11 protein-coding genes and 1 pseudogene are annotated in these 16,743 nt (G+C 41.2%); 10 read left to right on the top strand and 2 right to left on the bottom strand.

Annotation, left to right across the window (positions count from 1 at the left end):
* Nucleotides 1-57: 57 nt before the first annotated feature.
* Both aspS and NQ550_RS12490 read left to right on the top strand, forming a co-directional pair.
* Complete coding sequence (aspS, locus tag NQ550_RS12495; protein WP_008703718.1) at nt 58-1,854, top strand: aspartate--tRNA ligase; 1,797 nt, start codon at nt 58-60, stop codon at nt 1,852-1,854.
* A gap of 2 nt (nt 1,855-1,856) precedes the next feature.
* Entirely contained in the window at nt 1,857-2,615 is a 759-nt protein-coding gene (locus NQ550_RS12490) for a sulfite exporter TauE/SafE family protein (RefSeq protein WP_008703716.1), read from the top strand.
* Between the two features lie 167 nt (nt 2,616-2,782).
* On the opposite strand, the gene NQ550_RS12485 is transcribed toward NQ550_RS12490, so the two are convergent.
* Nucleotides 2,783-3,994, bottom strand: a complete 1,212-nt coding sequence (locus NQ550_RS12485; RefSeq protein WP_025578890.1) for a hypothetical protein — start codon at nt 3,992-3,994, stop codon at nt 2,783-2,785.
* Between the two features lie 283 nt (nt 3,995-4,277).
* Between NQ550_RS12485 and NQ550_RS12480 the strand changes: the two genes are divergently transcribed.
* From NQ550_RS12480 to NQ550_RS12470, 3 genes are read left to right on the top strand one after another with little or no spacing between them, the layout of a single operon-like run.
* Nucleotides 4,278-5,756 (top strand): efflux RND transporter periplasmic adaptor subunit, encoded by a 1,479-nt coding sequence (locus NQ550_RS12480; RefSeq protein ID WP_025578889.1) that lies wholly within the window; start codon nt 4,278-4,280, stop codon nt 5,754-5,756.
* A complete protein-coding gene (locus tag NQ550_RS12475; RefSeq protein WP_025578887.1) occupies nt 5,753-6,424 on the top strand; it encodes an ABC transporter ATP-binding protein in 672 nt (223 codons plus the stop codon). The genes NQ550_RS12480 and NQ550_RS12475 overlap by 4 nt, the downstream gene beginning before the upstream one ends.
* Nucleotides 6,425-6,429: 5 nt before the next feature.
* Nucleotides 6,430-8,451: a hypothetical protein gene (locus NQ550_RS12470; RefSeq protein WP_025578885.1), complete on the top strand. Its 2,022-nt coding sequence runs from the start codon at nt 6,430-6,432 to the stop codon at nt 8,449-8,451.
* Nucleotides 8,452-8,704: 253 nt separating this feature from the next.
* On the opposite strand, the pseudogene NQ550_RS12465 reads toward NQ550_RS12470, so the two are convergent.
* Nucleotides 8,705-10,067, bottom strand: a pseudogene (locus NQ550_RS12465) (transposase); the annotation flags it as partial.
* Between the two features lie 170 nt (nt 10,068-10,237).
* On the opposite strand from NQ550_RS12465, the gene NQ550_RS12460 reads away from it, so the two are divergent.
* From NQ550_RS12460 to argS, 5 genes are all read left to right on the top strand, one after another.
* A complete protein-coding gene (locus NQ550_RS12460; RefSeq protein ID WP_008703706.1) occupies nt 10,238-11,497 on the top strand; it encodes an ABC transporter permease in 1,260 nt (419 codons plus the stop codon).
* Nucleotides 11,498-11,794: 297 nt separating this feature from the next.
* On the top strand, nt 11,795-12,052 hold the full coding sequence (locus NQ550_RS12455) for an HPr family phosphocarrier protein (protein ID WP_008703704.1): 258 nt from the start codon (nt 11,795-11,797) through the stop codon (nt 12,050-12,052).
* A gap of 54 nt (nt 12,053-12,106) precedes the next feature.
* Nucleotides 12,107-13,723: a phosphoenolpyruvate--protein phosphotransferase gene (gene ptsP, locus NQ550_RS12450; protein ID WP_008703702.1), complete on the top strand. Its 1,617-nt coding sequence runs from the start codon at nt 12,107-12,109 to the stop codon at nt 13,721-13,723.
* Nucleotides 13,724-13,931: 208 nt separating this feature from the next.
* Nucleotides 13,932-14,804, top strand: coding sequence for a DegV family protein (locus tag NQ550_RS12445; RefSeq protein WP_025578700.1), 873 nt, complete (start codon nt 13,932-13,934; stop codon nt 14,802-14,804).
* 24 nt (nt 14,805-14,828) lie between these two features.
* Nucleotides 14,829-16,595, top strand: coding sequence for an arginine--tRNA ligase (gene argS / locus NQ550_RS12440; RefSeq protein ID WP_025578702.1), 1,767 nt, complete (start codon nt 14,829-14,831; stop codon nt 16,593-16,595).
* Nucleotides 16,596-16,743 lie beyond the last annotated feature (148 nt).

Here is a 16,743-nt window from a genome sequence, read left to right as displayed (position 1 = left end):
TGCCGGATAGTTACAACAATTCTTATAATATAGAAAGCATGAAAAGAGGAAAGAAACATGGCTGAAAGTATGCAGGGACTGCACAGAACATGCCGATGTGCAGAAGTAACAAAGGAAATGATCGGCAAAGAAGTTGTCCTTATGGGATGGGTTCAGAAAGCCCGCGATAAAGGCGGAATTATTTTCGTAGATTTAAGAGACCGTTCCGGTATCATGCAGCTGATTTTTGAGAATGGCAGCATTGATGAAGAAGGTTTTGCAAAAGCAGGTAAGCTGAGAAGTGAATTCGTAATCGCTGTTACCGGTGTGGTAGAAGAAAGAGGCGGCGCTGTTAACAAGAATCTTGCAACAGGTGAAATTGAGCTTCGCGTAAAATCCCTTCGTGTTCTGTCTGAAGCAGAGGTACCTCCGTTCCCAATTGAAGAGAACAGCAAGACAAAAGATGAAATCCGTCTGAAATATCGTTATCTTGACTTAAGAAGACCTGACCTTCAGAAGAATATTATGCTTAAGAGCAAAGTCATGATGATTACAAGACAGTTCTTCGCAAAAGAAGGATTCCTTGAAATTGAAACTCCGATGCTTGGTAAGAGTACACCGGAAGGTGCAAGAGATTATCTGGTACCGTCTCGTGTTCATCCGGGACATTTCTATGGTCTGCCACAGTCTCCGCAGCTGTACAAACAGCTTCTGATGTGCTCTGGTTATGACCGTTATATCCAGATTGCAAGATGTTTCCGTGACGAAGACCTTCGTGCGGACAGACAGCCGGAATTTACCCAGATTGATATGGAACTCTCTTTTGTAGATGTTGATGACGTAATTGATGTAAATGAGAGATTCCTTGCTTATCTGTTCAAGGAAGTACTTGATATTGATGTAAAACTTCCAATCCAGCGTATCACATGGCAGGAAGCTATGGACAGATTTGGTTCTGATAAACCGGATATGCGTTTCGGAATGGAACTTCATGATGTAAGTGATGTAGTTAAAAACTGTGGATTCAGCGTGTTTACTTCTGCGTTGGAAAATGGCGGCAGTGTTCGTGGTATCAATGCAGAAGGACAGGGCGCTATGCCACGTAAGAAAATTGACAAACTGGTTGAGTTTGCCAAAGGTTATGGTGCAAAAGGCCTTGCATACATTGCAATCGCTGAAGATGGCACAAGAAAATCTTCTTTTGCTAAATTCATGACAGATGAAGAGATGGATGCTCTGGTAGCAGCTATGGATGGTAAAGCAGGAGACTTACTTCTGTTTGCAGCAGATAAGAAGAAACTGGTTTATGATGTACTTGGCGCACTTCGTCTGGAACTTGCAAAGCAGATGGATCTTCTTGATAAGAATGAGTATCGTTTCGTATGGGTAACAGAGTTCCCGCTTCTTGAATGGAGTGAAGAAGAGAATCGTTTCACAGCAATGCATCATCCATTTACCATGCTTATGGAAGAGGACCTTCCACTTCTGGATACAGATCCTGGAAAAGTTCGTGCAAAAGCATATGATATCGTATTAAACGGTAATGAAATTGGTGGAGGAAGTGTCAGAATCCATCAGGATGATATTCAGGAGAGAATGTTTGAAGCACTTGGATTCACAAAAGAAGCTGCTCACGAGCAGTTTGGATTCCTTCTGGACGCATTCAAATATGGAGTTCCGCCTCATGCCGGACTGGCATACGGACTTGACCGTCTGGTAATGCTTATGGCGAAAGTTGACAGCATCCGTGACGTAATCGCATTCCCGAAGGTTAAAGATGCTTCCTGTCTGATGACTCAGTCTCCGAGCCGCGTAAGCGAGGAGCAGTTAAAAGAACTGGAACTGGAAGTAAGACCGGAGGAAGTAACTGAATAAGGATGGAGCTTACAATTCAGACGTTTTTGATTGTATGCCCGTTGGTATTCCTTGCAGGATTAGTTGATTCTATCGCAGGCGGGGGTGGTTTGATCTCCCTGCCTGCGTATTTGCTTGCAGGGGTTCCGATGCACAATGCGATAGCAACGAATAAATTATCCTCGGCAACTGGGACAGCGATTTCAACAGCACGTTTATGTAAGAATAAATTTGTAGACTGGGGAGTTGCACTGCCATGTATTTCCATGGCTCTTGTCGGTTCTTTTGCAGGCGCTCATATTGCGCTTCTTGCCAGTGATAAGATATTAAAATGGATGCTGATTCCAGTACTTCCTATTGTTGCGTTTTATGTAATGAAGAAGAAAAATCTGGATGATAACAGCAATGTAGAGATTTCCAGAAAGAAACAGTGGATTTTGTGTGCGGTGTGTTCTCTGGCTGTTGGCTGCTACGATGGCTTTTATGGGCCGGGAACTGGTACGTTTCTGCTTATTTTATATACAGGAGTAGCAAAACTTCCCGTAGCGAAAGCTTCCGGAACTATGAAACTTGCAAATCTTTCTTCTAATATAATGGCATTAGTTGTTTTTTTATTTAGTGGAAAGATTGTCATATATCTTGGACTTGCAGCTTCTGTTTTTTCCATTGCAGGGCATTATGTAGGATCTGGAATGGTAATGAAAAATGGAAATAAAATCGTAAGACCGATTATTCTGATCGTTCTGGTTTTACTGTTTATCAAAATTATAACGGGGATGTAAAAAGAATAAGACAAAGATTAAAAAGACCACCATATCATAGAATGATTCGGGAAAGGAACATTTCTGTGATATGGTGGCCTTTTTAGTTGTTTAACCAAACTGCGAAGCAGTTATTTGGTTATGAGCAAGTAGCGGAAGCGGATTGCGAATATCCGATTGACTAATCGTTAATTGGAACTGCTTTCAGTAGAAGTATTATCATCTGTCTGCTTATCTGTATCGGCAGAAATATTTTCATCCTCAGAATCAGAAGTCTCGAGAGGAGAATCTGTCAAAGTACCGAAAATAGCATTTCCCAAAGTATTTCCCTCATCCTGAAGTTTCCAGGATACCCCATCATTGATTAGAACAAAATCTACATCATTGACGGTAGTAACGGTATTATCATTGATGCTGTTCAGAAGAATTTCGAAAGATTTCTCGTATCGTTTCTGGGAGCCATCGATAACTGCGTCAGCAGAAGCCAGATATTTATCAAGCTTTTCCTGATAATCAGCCAGGATCGAATCACTGTCAAAGGTTGTAATTTCAGTTGTAACAGTGGCATTGTATCCATTTTCACTGCTGGATTTAATGACATAATTAAAATTTTTATGAATCTGTTCGGCAAGTGCTGAGGCAATGGAATTTTTTGCAGTATCGGATGTATTCATGATATTTACTACACCCAGATAAGATGTCATTTCTTTCAAATCCAGTTTCTGTAGAGTGTCAAGATAGACGGTCAGGGTATCTTCCGGTGAAAGGATATCCGGATCTGCCAGATCAGCTATAAGACCGCCGACAAGGTCATCTTCCAGAGAATTGGTACGCTGGATCTTCCATTTTTCCTTTTTATCATTGCCTGTATTGACAAGCTGTATGTTACAGTCTGTCTCAGCTGTATCATAGTCATTTGTGTTTAAAAGATGATTCAGGATCAGATAATGAGCCTCAAGAGATCTGGAAGAATCTTTGATATTTCCTTTTTGTGCCTGGGCTGACTCTGTGATCTGTGTCCGGAGAAGTTCTGCTTTAAAATCTCTGGCAAGAACTTTGGAATCGATTGTGGTCAGTTTGACAGAAACAGTGGCAGAATGATTGGCTGTGCCGACGATGACATCCGAAATTTTGTAATTAAATTTCCGGAAAAAGAGAGAAAAGGTTTCATTGATTTCATCAGTTAAATCAGTATTCTCTGTGGCATCGGGGAACAGCTCTGTATAGGGTATGTATTTTTGCGTAGTTTCTGAATCGAGATTTTTTAACTGATCCAGTTCATTTCTGACTACACTCTTTACATCTGACTCATTTTTGCGGAAACAGCCGCTGCTTACAGATACAGCAAAAAGAAAAAATAAGACAGAGAAAAGAAGAATCAGGTGTTTGTTTATATTCATACGTGTTCTTTCCTTTCACAGTGCTTTCTGTGCAACTGTTTGACAGTTACTTTTCTGTTTATTTTAACAGATTTTGTACTGACTGTCAAAAAAGTGAAAAAGATGAACGAAATTCATAAAAAAAACGTGAAAAAATTGTGAAAAATGTTTCCATTTGGTTACAAAGCTTTTATTTCAAGGCAGAATCTGCTATGATAGGAAAGTGAATAATAATGATATAAAAAAGCAGTAGTGTATAATAGATGTTAGCCTGAACAAGGTGACAATATCAAGGAGGCAATTTATGAAGAAACGTATTATTATCGTTTTGGGAATCCTGATCGCAGCAGGTGGTATCGGAACCGGAGTCTGGTATCACTTTAAAGGAAACGGTCAGAGTGGAACCGGTGATTCTATTGTGTATGTGTCAAAAGTAAGCGTGATCACCGGATCTGAAACAACAGCGGTAAATCGGTTTGCCGGTGTGGTAGAACCGCAGAAAACTGTAAACGTAAAAATAGAAAGTGGACGAAAAGTAAAAGAAGTGGAAGTTAAGACCGGAGAAGAGGTAAAGGCCGGACAGCTTCTTTTTGAATATGATCTCAGCAGTATTGAGGATGATCTGAAGCAGGCGCAACTGGATCTGGACAGATTAAAAAATGAACAGATCAGCCTGACAGAACAGATAGCTACGCTGGAAGCGGAGAAGAAAAAAGCAAAGGCCGAAGATCAGTTGTCCTATACCATTGAAATCGAGACTAACAAAATGAATCTCAAGAAGAATGAATATAGTCAGAAGAGTAAACAGTCTGAAATTGATAAACTTCAGAGCGCAACACAGAATACAGAGGTTCGAAGTGAAATAGATGGTGTGATACAGAAAATTGACACTTCCAAAATGACAAGTGACGACGGTGATTCTGTGGATGACAGCAGTGCAATGGACAGTAACATGTCGTCAGGTGACGGAAGTTCGGACAGTTCTGCATTTATTACAATTCTCAGTACAGGTGCTTACAGAGTGAAAGGTAAAGTTAATGAACAGAACAGGGATTCTATTGTACCCGGAGAGGCAGTGATCATCCGTTCCAGAGTAGACAGCAGTAAAACATGGAAAGGAACGATGGGATCCGTAGATGTGAATAATGGAACTTCAGATGACAGCAGTAATGATATGTATATGGGTATGGCAAGTACCAGTTCCGATGATCAGACAACGTCTACTTCTTATCCTTTTTATGTGGAATTGGATTCCTCTGAGAATCTGATGCTTGGACAGCATGTGTACATAGAACGTGACATCGGACAGGATGAGAAAAAAGACGGTCTGTGGCTCAGTGATTACTATATTCTGGACACAGATACCAATGAACCGTATGTATGGGCAGCCAGCGATAAGAACAGACTGGAGAAGCGTTATGTAACACTTGGAGAACATGATGATGATCTTGGAGAATATAAGATTGTTGAGGGCCTTACAAAGAAAGATGCGATTGCATTCCCGACAGCGGCTCTGGAAGAAGGCGAAAAAACAGAGATCGGAGATCTGGCTCAGACAATGAGCCAAGGCGCGGACGGGATTACAGATATGGATGCTGATCATGGAAATATGGATGATGAACAGCCAGATTCCGCAGATGGGGAAGCCTATACAGATCCAGATATGGAAGAGAGTTCTGAAGATGACAGTTCGGATGACTCGATTGATCCAAATGAGGAACTTGTACCAATCGATGAGGCACCTGGTATGAGCGCAGGTGAAGACGTGGAGGGGATCGAATGATACTGGAATTAAAGGGTATATATAAAGAATATCAGCAAGGTAAAATGAAGGTTCCGGTATTAAAAGATGTGAATTTCTCCATGGAAGAAGGAGAATACGTGGCAATTATGGGACCATCCGGTTCGGGAAAAACTACTTTGATGAACATTATCGGATGTCTGGACAAACAGACAGAGGGAACTTTCTTTCTGGATGGCGTGGATATTAAGGCGTGTTCGGAGAATGAAATGTCGGATCTTCGGCTGAATAAGATAGGGTTTGTTTTTCAGAGCTTTCATCTTCTCCCTAAGCAGAGTGCTCTGGCAAATGTTGAGATGCCATTAAATTATGCGAGGGTACCTAAGAAGGAGAGAAGAGAACGCGCTCTGAAAGCACTTGACAGAGTGGGCCTGGCGGACAGAGTGGATTTTAAGCCAAATCAGCTTTCAGGAGGTCAGATGCAGAGGGTTGCCATTGCCAGGGCGATCGTCAATAACCCGAAACTTCTTCTTGCAGATGAACCTACAGGTGCTCTTGACAGTAAATCCGGTGCGCAGGTTATGGAACTTTTCCAGAGGCTGAATGATGAGGGGGTATCTGTATTGATGATCACCCATGATGCGGATATTGCCGCACATGCGAAGAGGGTGGTTACGATCAAAGATGGTATCCTTCAGGAAAAGAGGTGATCTTCATGGGCAAAGTAAAGAAAATCCTCGCAGGAGTGCTTGTGGTGGTAATCGCAGGAAGCGGAATTACAGCGGGATTGATGCAGCTGAAGAAAAACAGCCAGAAAACAGTGGCGGTTACTCCTGTGAGCGGATTACTGCAGGAATTTTATACACCTTCCACCACGCTTGACGGAAACATTACATCCAGTGCAACACAGACAGTAAACGGTGATAAAGACCTGATCATTGATCAGATTTATGTGACAAAGGGAGATGCCGTAAAAAAAGGGGATCCTCTGGTTTCTTTTGATACTACTCTGGTGGAAATGGAACTGAATATAGCAAAGCTGAAAAAACAGAAACTGGAGCAGGATTTAAATAAAGCAGTGAACAGATTGAACAGCCTTCAGAATGGTGGACCTGTAGAGGAAACAGATGCGGGTACAGACGCCGATAACCTGAATTCAAAAACAGGAAAAACTGATAATGATACAGGTGATGATGAAATGACGCCGGATGATACGTTATCATCCACAGCAGATATGTCCGGCAGTTACCTGGCAACAGCCATGTATCCGTTTTTATTATCTGCTTTTACAGATGGAGATGCAGTGGATAATGCGGGCTCAGACAATTCTTCATCCAAGGCAGATTTACCGGGAGATGATGCTTCAACAGATACCGGAAATACAGGCGGTTCATCAGATGGAACATCTGCGGATCATGATATTCCGGTATATACGGATCCTTCAGCAAATGGATTCAGTGACGGAGAGAAGGATGATTTTAATTCCGGAAAAAATGATATGCCGGAATTATCACCAACGCCAACGCCGGCACTGGATGATCATACCACATATTTTGATCCCTATTACCGAAAAGGTGATCCGAATATCACTGATGGTGACGAGCCGTTTTATCAGAAACTGGATGCAGATTCTGTTCCGTTTACAGGAAGTGGCACAGAGGACGATCCATATGTATATCTGTGTAGCAGTGCAAAAGAAAAAGTAACAGTAATGGGTTCATTCTTTAATAAACTTGCAGGATACAGTCCTGATGGAACCAAAGTTGTTAATCAGGGTGGTTACTGGTACCGTCTGGAATTTCATCAGAATGATACAATAGCGGACTATGATGATCTGAAAACCTCCTGCACAGGTTATTATCTGGTAAACGGAAGTCTTCTGGAGAAACCGGTATATGAATTTGCAGAGGTGGAATTCACACTGGCAGATGCAGATAAATATGATGAGAATCCGGATGATGGAGGAGATGATAATCCTGGTGGGAATGATGAACCTACCGGAACTCCTGTTTCCAGAGCAGATGCCATCAAGTATCAGAAGAGTAAGATTGCCAGCCTTAAGCTGGATCTTCAGGAAAGCGATATCAAGATATCACAGCTGGAAAAGAAAGCGAATAAAAAGCTTATCACTGCAAAACTGGATGGTACGGTTACTTATGTGGGGGATTCCGGAAGCGGTGAGACAACTGACGGTAAGGCTCTGATCAAGATAAAAAGCAGTGATGGTTTTTATGTTGTAGGTTCTGTGAGTGAACTGATGCTCGATGATTTTAAAGAAGGCACAAAGCTTAACTGTACAAGTTATACCAGCGGATCTTTTGAGGCAGATGTTATGGATGTTTCGGAATATCCTGTAACCGGAAACAGCTTCTATGGAAGCAGTAATCCAAATGTGTCTTATTATGCATTTACAGCAGTGGTAAGTGACAAGACACTTCAGTTGGAAGATCAGGACTGGGTTACTGTCAATTATGAAGCATCTGCTGCAGAGAACATTATGGTCATTCAGAAAGCTTTTGTCAGAAATGACAATAATAAAAACTATGTGTATAAAGATGATAATGGTATCCTGAAGAAACAGGAGATTTCAGTGGGTGCAGCTGTAGACAGCGGTTACAGTGTGATTGTCAAAGGTGGGCTCAGTGAAGATGATCTGATCGCATTTCCTTATGGAAAAGATGTGAAAGAGGGCGCAAAGACAAAAGAAGTTACTCTGGATCAGATGTATGGATATTAATAGGTAATTGCGAAACAAGTTCGCAATCCTAACTAAAAAGCGGTAAGAATCTTGCAACGCAGGATTCTTAAGATGAAAAATAGGTACTTCTAAATTTGAACATGACTAAAAGACTTCCCAGATAAACTGCGAAGAAAAGATTGTATGCATATTAATAATCAGGCAATCAAAGGCTTCAAACTCCGGATGTATTGGTATTGATGAATCTTATCAGCGACAAGCACAGTAACAAGCTGGGTAATTCCTGCAAGCAGTAAATCAGCATGAAGTGTTTTCTCATTCTGTGTTTTACGATCTGCAATGCAGAAACTATCTTTGAAATGGTTGATTGACTTTTCAACATTTACACGGATCTTGTAAGTATCCTCCCATTCCTGTGAGCCGCGTTCTACACCAGGATAGGCACGAAGGTTCTTTTCAGGATAAATGTAGATCATTCGTCCGCAGGAAGAAGATGTACATGGATTGTCACAATGACATACGCGATGTTTTGACTTGTCGGCAGGATTGTATTCCCATTTCATTTTTGGACATACAAACTTCATGGTAGGAAGTTTGCTCCGCAAATGGGATCTGCTTCCTTCACGCCGCATCGGAAGTGATGGATCGTGAGGACAGCAGGGAATACCGTTTTCATTGACAGTATAGTCGGTTCCTTCCACAGAAAGCTTTGTTTTTAAAGGGATAAAAGCTTTTTGAAAGCCAATTTCTTCAAAGAGGGATTTGTAAATGTTAATGGCATCAAACGCAGCATCTCCAAGAAACGTCTTTGAATTTATTAAAGGATGTTTCTGGAAAAAGTCAATTAAAACTGGAAGAAGTGCTTTCGAATCGGCAAGGGATTTATCCTCATCCGGTGAATCTGATTTCTTCCCTACAACGATATCAGGATGTTTTTTTAGAAAGTCCTTGTTGTAGAAAGTGATGTCACGAACAATACCAAGCCCGTTCGTAATAATACCAAATTTATAGGCGTAACAGAAATGTCCATTGATGTACATCTGCTGGATTGCCTGATTGGAAGCCGCATGAGTTGGCATAGAGCCATAAGCAGCTTTATAAGGATCATAGGAATCATCAAGGTTATGGGACTTTTTGAAAGCCTTTAGCTGCTTGATAATACGGTTGGCATATTTTGGGTTATTTTCTGTAACCCATGCTTCAATGCCAGAGGTATCAAAGATTGTCATGGAAGCAAGGGCAGGATCAAGACTTTGGCAGATCGGTTCGGTCAGATCAACAAGATGATCGAACATAGATTGTAAGTCCGATAAAAAATCCTGTTTGAAACGTGTAAATTTGGAACCATCCGGAACAACATCAAAACCGCAGAAATCACGCAGTTCCTGGGAAAATTTCAAAAATACGATCAGGAGTGTGTCCGTCGGGATTGAGAAAATACGCTGGATAAGAAGTGCCTTAAGCATTGGATAAAGCTGATGTTTGCGAGGTCTTCCGGTACTGGCGTAAAAATGAGAAATAAAAGAAACAGGAATAATTTCATCAAGGTCAATGGCTTCATCAAGAAGCGAAAGGAACTGATATTTGTCGTTGTCGAATTTATTTTGACAATCTTCAAAAATTTCTGCCAAAGTGAGCTGTTTATATGTTATCATGTAGGTATATCTCCTTTAGGTGGATTGGTTAATTAGTTTCTAGGCAATTCTATTTTACCATAAACCTTGAGGAGATATTTTATTTTAACAACAAAAAAATGCCGTATTTATGCGGCTTTTGGCGTTTCGCAAACGCCTATATGGATATTAATTGAGAAAGGAGACATTTTATGCTTGAAAATATACGCCTGGCTTTTCAGGGAATATGGTCACATATGATGAGATCCTTCCTGACTATGTTGGGTATCATTATTGGTATTGCATCTATCATTGCAATTGTTTCCACCATCAAAGGAACCAGTGAACAGATTAAGGAAGACCTGATAGGTGCAGGTTCCAATACAGTAAAGATTTATCTGTATGATGGAGATAACCAGTATGATGCGGAATATGGAAATTCTTCAAAAACACCGATTTTGACAGATGATGTAAAAGAAGAAGTAAAAGATTTGGATCATGTTGAAAATGCGACCTTTTATTATAACAGTACCAGCGCATCTATTTATAATAACAATAACAGTCTGGAGGGTGGAAGTGTTTACGGGATTGATGTGAACTATCTGGCTACCTGCGGATATATAATTCAGTCAGGACGGGGATTTGTAAAAGATGACTACAAAAATTACAATAAAGTTGCGCTGATCGATGACAATGCGGCACAGAATCTGTTCCCGTCACAGAACCCGGTAGGGCAGACTGTGGAGATCAATCAGGAACCATATACGATTGTGGGAGTGATCCGGCAGGATGAGAATTATCAGCCGACGATCAACAGTATTGACGAATACTACACTTATTATCAGTCGATTGTAGGAAGTGTAATGATTCCGGACAGTTGCTGGCCGATTTCCTTTAAATTTGATGTTCCTCAGAATGTAATTGTGAAAGCAGACAGCACAGATACCATGAGTTCGGTGGGAAATGCAGCAGCAGATGTGCTGAATAATTTAATTGCAGCCTTAAATACAGACGGAAATACAACCATGAAATACAAAGCCGATAATATTATGGAGCAGGTCAAGAATATGCAGAAACTCAGTGAGAGTACGAATAATCAGCTGATCTGGATTGCAAGTATTTCTCTTCTTGTAGGCGGTATTGGTGTCATGAATATCATGTTGGTTTCTGTTACAGAGCGTACCAAAGAGATTGGATTGAAAAAGGCTATCGGGGCACGTAAGAAGACGATTCTGGGACAGTTTCTGACAGAGGCTTCCGTACTTACCAGTATTGGCGGTATTATCGGAGTAATAACAGGAATCGGGCTGTCGAAAGTGGTGGGAAAGGTTACCGGTTCGCCTACTGCGATCAGTGTGCCATCAATTGTGATCGCAGTATTGTTTTCTACAGTGATAGGCGTGGTATTTGGACTGCTTCCTTCTGTGAAAGCAGCAAATTTAAATCCTATTGATGCGTTGAGAAGTGAATAAACACTGCACAGATAAAACAGACTTGATGTACAATACCTTTGTATATTGAGTCTGTTTTTCTGTAACATTTTTAGTTACTGTTTACTGGTAATATCTTGCAAAGCGTGTTATTGAAAACGAAGTGAACAATAACCATTTTTCTGTGGATTTTAAACAGAAAAACAATCAAATTTGTATAGATGTCAAGAAATGTGCTAAAATTTGTACAAAAAATAAAAAAATATGGAAGTACAAATACAGGTTGTGCTATAATGAAGTATCTCAAAAAGAATTATTTATACAGGAGGAAGTTCGCGGATGGTATCATTTACCTATATCATCAAAGATAAATTTGGAATACATGCAAGGCCCGGACTGCTTCTTGTGCAGGAAGCCGGAAAGCTTACGAGCAATATCACTATTTTTAAAGGAACAGACAGTGGTGATGCGAAGCGGATGTTCTGTGTTATGAATCTTGCAGTAAAACAGGGAGATCAGATAACAGTACATGTGGAAGGCGAGAATGAAGAGGCAGATGCCGAAGTAATGAGAGAGTTTTTGAAAAATAATCTGTAACTGTGAAGATGTCAGACAGTTATGCCATAATCTTTAATAAGGAGAATTGGAGTAATGAGAGTATTAGAAGGTAAGTCCGTATTTTCAGGAATCGCAATTGGAAAGATTTCTATTTTGCAGAAAGCAGACACAAGTGTAAAGCGTACGAAGGTAGAAAATCCGGAGGCAGAGATCACACGTGTGCAGGAAGCAAAAGAGAAAGCAGTTGAACAGCTTCAGAAACTGTATGATAAGGCACTCCGGGAAGTAGGAGAATCAGGTGCTGCTATTTTTGAAGTGCATCAGATGATGTTGGATGATGAGGACTATCTGGATTCTATTGATAACATTATCCGTACGGAGAATGTAAATGCAGAGTATGCAGTAGCAACAACAGGTGATAATTTTGCAGACATGTTTGCGCAGATGGATGATGACTACATGAAAGCAAGAGCGGCAGATGTAAAGGATATTTCAGATCGTCTGGTACGTGTATTATCAGGACACGATGAGGGAGATATGGATGCTGCAGAACCATCTATTATCGTTGCTGAGGATCTGGCTCCAAGTGAAACTGTACAGATGGACAAGAGCAAAGTTCTTGCATTTGTTACAAGGAAAGGTTCTTCCAATTCCCATACAGCAATCCTTGCAAGAACTATGAATATCCCGGCGCTGATCAATATTGAATATGATGACAGCATGGATGGGAAAATGGCAGTTGTAGACGGCAAGACCGGTTCTCTTATTGTGGAACCGGATGCAGATACCCTGAAGAAATATCAGGATCAGAAAGACGAGGAGTTGCGCCAGAGAGCAATGCTCAAAGAATTAAAAGGCAAAACTACAGAGACAAAGAGTGGACATAAGATTCATCTGTACGCAAACATCGGAAGCACAGGCGATGTAGCCAGTGTACTGGCTAATGATGCAGAAGGTATCGGTCTTTTCAGAAGTGAATTCATTTATCTGGAAAAAGATAATTATCCAACAGAGGAAGAGCAGTTCCAGATTTATAAAGCAGTAGCACAGAATATGGCAGGAAAGAAAGTAATCATCCGTACACTGGATATCGGCGCAGACAAGCAGATTGATTACTTTGATATGGCACACGAAGAGAATCCGGCAATGGGTTATCGTGCAATCCGTATCTGCCTGGACAGACCGGAAGTATTTAAGACACAGCTTCGTGCACTGTTCAGAGCAAGTATGTTCGGAAATATCTCCATTATGTATCCGATGATCATCTCTGTAACAGAAGTAAAACAGATCAAGGCTATTGTTGCAGAGGTTAAGAAAGAGCTGACAGAGCAGGGCATTCCGTTTAAAGATGACGTAGAGCAGGGTGTAATGATCGAGACACCGGCTGCAGTTATGATCAGTGATCTTCTTGCAAAAGAAGTTGATTTCTTCAGCATCGGAACTAACGATTTAACACAGTATACACTGGCAATCGACCGTCAGAATGCAAAACTGGATAATATTTATGATTCTCATCATGAAGCTGTACTTCGTATGATCCAGATGGTCATTGATAATGCACATAAAGAGGGAATCTGGGCAGGAATCTGCGGAGAGCTCGGAGCAGATACTACATTGACAGAACGCTTTATACAGATGGGGATTGATGAATTATCTGTATCACCTACATTTGTTCTGCCGGTACGTAAGATCGTAAGGGAACTGGACTGATTCTGGCATAAATATCGCAAAAGAATAGAAACAGGCAGTCAAAATTCCGCATGGGTCAATCTATGCGGAATTTTTTTGCAATAAATTAGCGGTTCCTGATTGTGATACATAAAAAAATATGATAAACTGAACATAGTCTGTAATTTTATGAAAAGATAATTGATACATAAAAAATCTGAAGTGGATCAGAAGCAAAGGAGATATGAATATGGGAAAAATTGCCATTGTCACAGACAGTAACAGCGGCATAACACAGGACCAGGCAAGAGAACTTGGAATCAGCGTAATTCCAATGCCTTTTTATATTAACGAGAAGCTTTATCTTGAAGGAATCACTCTTTCACAGGAAGAGTTTTATGAGAGACTTAAGAATGATGAGGCTATTTCTACCTCACAGCCGGGGCCGGCAGATGTATGCGGACTCTGGAATACATTACTGGAAAAGTATGATGAAGTAGTGCACATTCCAATGTCAAGCGGACTGAGTGCATCCTGCGATACAGCAATGGGACTGGCTCAGGAATATGACGGAAGAGTACATGTAGTAGACAATCAGAGAATTTCTGTTACGCAGAGACAATCTGTACTGGATGCCCTCACATTAAGAGATGCGGGCAGAAATGCGACACAGATCAAACAGGTTCTGGAAGAGCAGAAGCTGGATTCCAGTATCTATATTACTCTGGAAACTTTGAAATACCTTAAGAAAGGCGGAAGGATTACTCCTGCAGCAGCAGCAATCGGAACAGTTCTGAACCTGAAACCTGTGCTTCAGATCCAGGGTGAGAAGCTGGATGCATATTCCAAAACAAGAGGCAAGAAGCAGGCAAAACGTGTCATGCTCAAGGCTATGCAGAATGATTGGGAGAACCGCTTCGCAGAATACGTAAAACGTGGCGAAATGTGCCTGCAGTCTGCTTATACAGGAAATCAGGAGGAAGCAGAGGAATTTAAGAAAGAAATTGCCGAAGTATTCCCCGGAATTGAGATTGTGCAGAATCCGTTATCATTAAGTGTTGCATGCCATATCGGACATGGTGCTATTGCAGTTGCATGTTCAAGAAAAGTGGTAGTAGAATAAAACAATCTGAGGAGTTAGGAAAGAATGAAGAAACTTATGGAACAGATGGCGGAAGAACTTTCCGCAGCATTTGAAAAATCCGGATACGACCCATCCTACGGAAAAGTAACCGTATCCAACAGACCGGATCTTTGCGAATTTCAGTGCAACGGTGCTATGGCAGGAGCCAAAGCATACAAGAAGGCACCGTTTATGATCGCTGATGATGTAGTAGCATACTTAAAAGACAGCCAGGTTTTCTCCATGGCAGAAGTCGTAAAACCGGGATTTATCAATTTAAAAGTAAAAGGTGAATTCCTTGCAGATTACTTAAAGGAAATGGCAGCAGACGAGAAACTTTCCGTATCTGCAGCAAAAGAGCCGAAGACGATCATCATCGACTACGGTGGACCAAACGTTGCGAAACCTCTCCATGTAGGACACCTTCGTTCTGCAATCATCGGAGAAAGTATTAAGAGAATCGGTCGCTTTGTAGGACATAAAGTAATCGGTGATGTTCATCTGGGAGACTGGGGTCTTCAGATGGGGCTGATCATTACAGAACTGAAACACAGAAAACCGGAGCTGGTTTATTTTGATGATTCTTACACAGGAGAGTATCCGGAGAAAGCACCATTTACGATCAGCGAGCTGGAAGAAATCTATCCATGTGCAAGCGGCAAGTCCAAAGAGGATGAAGCGTACAGAAACGAAGCTCTGGAAGCAACTCATCTTCTTCAGCAGGGCAAACCGGGATACATGGCTCTCTGGAACCATATTATGAACGTATCCGTTACAGACCTGAAGCGCAACTATGACAAATTAAATGTGTCTTTTGATCTCTGGAAAAAGGAATCCGATGCACAGCCATATATTCCCGGAATGGTTGAGGAGATGAAAGAAAAAGGATTTGCCTATGTAGACCAGGGTGCACTTGTAGTAGATGTAAAAGAAGAGAACGACACAAAAGAGATTCCTCCATGTATGCTTCTGAAATCAGACGGAGCTTCTCTTTATACAACTACAGACCTTGCAACAATCGTAGAGCGAATGAAATTATTTAACCCGGATGAGATCCTGTATGTGGTAGACAAACGTCAGGAACTTCACTTTATCCAAGTATTCCGCTGTGCAAGAAAGACCGGGCTTGTAAAAGATGATACAAAGCTTTCTTTCCTTGGATTCGGAACCATGAACGGAAAAGACGGAAAACCGTTCAAGACAAGAGAGGGCGGCGTTATGCGTCTGGAAACTCTCATTAAAGACATCAACGAAGAGATGTTTACCAAGATTGTTGAGAATCGCAGCGTGAAAGATAAAGATGCGAAAGAAACTGCAGAGATCGTAGGGCTTTCCGCGATCAAATACGGTGACCTTTCCAATCAGGCTACCAAGGATTACATTTTTGATATTGACAGATTTACATCATTTGAAGGTAATACAGGTCCGTATATCCTTTATACGATCGTTCGTATCAAATCTATTCTGAACCGTTTTGCAGAAGAGGGCGGCAACCTTGAAGCAGGTACAATCCTTGATCCTGTAAACGACAGCCAGAAGAACCTGATGCTTCAGCTGACAGGTTTTGGTGCAACCGTAGAGAACGCCTTTGAAGAAAAAGCACCGCATAAGATCTGTGCATATATTTACGAAGTATCCAATGCATTCAACAGCTTCTATCATGAGACAAAGATCCTCAGCGAAGAGAACGAAGCACAGAAAGCTTCCTTCATCCAGTTGCTGAAACTCACTAAGAAAGTTCTGGAGACATGTATCGATCTTCTTGGATTTTCTGCACCGGACAGAATGTAAAAATAAGATTCATCAATAAATCAACTTGTTGGTATGCTAGTTACTGTTCACACACCACTATCCCGCGAGGTGTTTTGGCATGAATATGCCAAAATCCCGAGACATACAAGCCAAAATTTCATTGCCGCAGGCAATCTGGAATGAATTT

The organism is Blautia wexlerae DSM 19850 (assembly GCF_025148125.1).
Classification (GTDB): domain Bacteria; phylum Bacillota; class Clostridia; order Lachnospirales; family Lachnospiraceae; genus Blautia_A; species Blautia_A wexlerae.
The sequence above is the reverse complement of the archived record's forward strand: the minus strand, read 5'-3'. Positions and strand labels throughout refer to the sequence as shown.

What these genes read in the sequence shown, in the direction of transcription:
- NQ550_RS12490 (WP_008703716.1), top strand. Translation starts at nt 1,857, where the DNA reads ATGGAGCTTACAATTCAGACGTTTTTGATTGTATGCCCGTTGGTATTC.
- NQ550_RS12470 (WP_025578885.1), top strand. Translation starts at nt 6,430, where the DNA reads ATGGGCAAAGTAAAGAAAATCCTCGCAGGAGTGCTTGTGGTGGTAATC.
- argS (WP_025578702.1), top strand. Translation starts at nt 14,829, where the DNA reads ATGAAGAAACTTATGGAACAGATGGCGGAAGAACTTTCCGCAGCATTT.
- NQ550_RS12475 (WP_025578887.1), top strand. Translation starts at nt 5,753, where the DNA reads ATGATACTGGAATTAAAGGGTATATATAAAGAATATCAGCAAGGTAAA.
- ptsP (WP_008703702.1), top strand. Translation starts at nt 12,107, where the DNA reads ATGAGAGTATTAGAAGGTAAGTCCGTATTTTCAGGAATCGCAATTGGA.
- NQ550_RS12445 (WP_025578700.1), top strand. Translation starts at nt 13,932, where the DNA reads ATGGGAAAAATTGCCATTGTCACAGACAGTAACAGCGGCATAACACAG.
- NQ550_RS12460 (WP_008703706.1), top strand. Translation starts at nt 10,238, where the DNA reads ATGCTTGAAAATATACGCCTGGCTTTTCAGGGAATATGGTCACATATG.
- aspS (WP_008703718.1), top strand. Translation starts at nt 58, where the DNA reads ATGGCTGAAAGTATGCAGGGACTGCACAGAACATGCCGATGTGCAGAA.
- NQ550_RS12455 (WP_008703704.1), top strand. Translation starts at nt 11,795, where the DNA reads ATGGTATCATTTACCTATATCATCAAAGATAAATTTGGAATACATGCA.
- NQ550_RS12480 (WP_025578889.1), top strand. Translation starts at nt 4,278, where the DNA reads ATGAAGAAACGTATTATTATCGTTTTGGGAATCCTGATCGCAGCAGGT.
- NQ550_RS12485 (WP_025578890.1), bottom strand. Translation starts at nt 3,994, where the DNA reads ATGAATATAAACAAACACCTGATTCTTCTTTTCTCTGTCTTATTTTTT.